The sequence below is a fragment of the Mesorhizobium sp. M2C.T.Ca.TU.002.02.1.1 genome, assembly GCF_003997225.1.
Genome location: NZ_RZTO01000815.1, coordinates 1 through 2,681 on the forward strand (window position 1 = coordinate 1; position 2,681 = coordinate 2,681).

The 2,681-nt window shown below is 67.9% G+C and carries 1 protein-coding gene; it reads right to left on the minus strand.

The window, feature by feature from the left end:
* Positions 1-2,681, minus strand: a 2,681-nt coding sequence (locus EOD07_RS29840; RefSeq protein WP_164772669.1) for a helicase-related protein, incomplete at both ends; no start/stop codon positions are given.

The following is a 2,681-nucleotide window of genomic DNA, read 5'->3' on the forward strand; positions in this document are numbered from 1 at the left end:
GATCGAAACGCGCCTGGCGCCACAGAAGGACAGGCTTCGGTTCCTCGGCTTCGGCCGAGGGCTCGCCGGCGGTGGCGTTACCCTCCCCCTCATGGGGAGAGTCGGCGCGCAGCGCCGGGGCGGGGGGAGCGCCAGCGTTGGTGATGTTGGTGCCATCTCCGTCGTCAGCGCCGTCACCCCCACCCGCGTCGCTTCGCGCCGCGACCTCCCCCATCGAGGGGGAGGTGGGAGCCTCAGCCGCCATCGGCTCTGTTGCGGTTACGGCGTCTTCGACAGTCTCGGTTTGGGGCTGCTCTTCCGACACCGGCTCTACGCCAATCTCCGTAGCGGGCTCTGTCCCGGCGTCCGCCATCGCTTCCGTGGTTTGCGCTTCGTTTGCCGTTTCCGAAACCTCGGCAGTCGAGGCTTCGGCAACGGCATCGGCGGCTGCTGCCGCCGCGGCCTGACTGGCGCGCGCCGCTTCTTCCGCGGCGAGCTTGGCCGCGGCTGCTTCGCGGGCGGCGTCGTCCAGCGCGTCGAGCTTCGCCTTCACCTCGGCGGCAGGCTTTGCCTCGGAGCGATAGCCGAGACCTTTGAGGATTTCCTCCATGTCGTCGGCCGTGGCGCCGAGGATCGACATCATCGGCGGCGTCACCATGAAGGCGTGGCCGTCATAGGCGCCGTCCGGACGCTGGCCGAGGCCGGGCTTCCAGTTGGTCGCCGGGCGGATGAGGTCGGCAAGCCGTTCGAGGATATCGACGCGCACGGCGCGGCGGCCGAGATTGCGGTAGCCGGCGAGCTTGTAGAAAGTCTTGTCGAAGGCCGGATCGATGACCACCGAGGTGCGGCCGGAGGCCAGCGCATGCACCACGTCGCCGAAGCCCGGCTTGTCCTTGCCGTCGTTCTTGAGCGCCCACAGCAGCGTCACCAGTCCCGCCGGCGCCGGCTTGATCAGCGCCGGCACGAAGACATGGTAGGCGCCGAAGCGCACGCCGAGGCGGCGCAACGCGGCGCGGCCTTCCTGGTCGAGCGACTTCATCTCTTCCGCGATGTCGCGGCGGTTGATCAGGCCGAAATGCTCGACCAGCTGGAAGGCGATGCCGCGCGCGATGCCGGTGATCTGGTCGGCATTCTTCAAGTCGACCAGCGCCTTCAACAGCGACTCGATCTGGAAATTGACGAAACGCTCGGCGCGCGCCGCGACCTTGTCGCGGGCAGGGCCGTTGAGCTGCTCGTCGGCAAGCAACACCAAGCGCGGCTTCAGCGCCTCGTCGCCGGCGACCAGCGTGCCGATCGGCGCGCCGATCCAGCGTAAGATGCCGTCGGAGCCGAGCGCCAGGTCGCCATTGGCGCAGGCGGCAAAGCGTTCGGCGCGCGCGTCGAACTCGGCAGCGAGCGCCTTCTGGGCGGCGGTGCGCACCGCCTTGGCATCCTCGCCGCCGGCGCTCTGGTCGGCGGTGAAGCGGAACCCTTGCAGCTCGCCGACGTGATGGCCTTCGACGAGGACGGTTCCGGTAGGGCTGATTTCGGCTTCAGGCATGGTATTTTCTCTAAGGCGCCGCATGAGGACGGAAGTCCTGCGGTCTACGAAGCGTTTCGTCAACCGCTCATGCAGCGCATCCGACAATCTGTCTTCGATTTCGCGCGTCTTTTCCTGCCAGTGTAGCTGATCGGCCAGCCAGCCCGGCCGGTTGGAGACGAAAGTCCAGGTGCGGATCTGCGCGATCCGGTGCGACAGCGTGTCGATATCGCCGTCCGTCGTGTCGGCGCGCCGCACCTGCTCGGCCATGTAATTCTCATCGACATGGCCACGGCGCGCAAGGTCCATATAGATGGAGGCGATGAGGTCGGCATGCTGGGCCGGCGCGATCTTGCGGTAGTCGGGAAGCGCGCAGGCTTCCCACAGCAGCGCGACGCGCTCCTTGCTGGTGGCCAGAGCGCGGATGTCGCCGTCCTTCGATAGATGCTCCAGTGCCTGCGCGTCCACGGCCGGCAGCGCCCGGGTCAGCCCTTCGACAGGCGAATTGGCCTCGATCGAGCGCTTCAACGCATCGAGGCTGGAAAAGTCGAAATCGGCGGTGCGCCACTGCAGCACCTTCACCGGGTCGAAGTCGTGCGCCTCGATCTTGGCGACCAGATCCTCGTCGAACGGATCGACCTGGCCGGTGACGCCGAACGTGCCGTCGCGCAGATGCCGGCCGGCGCGGCCGGCGATCTGGCCGAGCTCGGCGGCGGTCAGGTTGCGGTATTGGTAGCCGTCGAACTTGCGGTTCTGGGCGAAGGCGACATGCTCGAGGTCGAGGTTCAGCCCCATGCCGATGGCGTCGGTGGCGACGAGATAGTCGACGTCGCCGGACTGGAAGATCTCGACCTGGGCGTTGCGGGTGCGCGGCGAGAGCGCGCCGAGCACGACGGCCGCGCCCCCTTGCTGGCGGCGGATCAGCTCGGCGATGGCATAGACCTCGTCGGCCGAGAAGGCGACGATCGCGGTGCGCCGCGGCAGCCGGGTGAGCTTCTTCGAGCCGGCATAGGCGAGATGCGAAAGTCGCGGCCGCGTCACCACCGACACGCCCTTCAACAGGCGCTGCAGGATGCCGTGCATGGTGGCCGCGCCCAGAAGCAGCGTTTCCTGGCGGCCGCGCAGATGCAGGATGCGGTCGGTGAAGATATGGCCGCGCTCGAGAGCGCCGGCGAGCTGCACC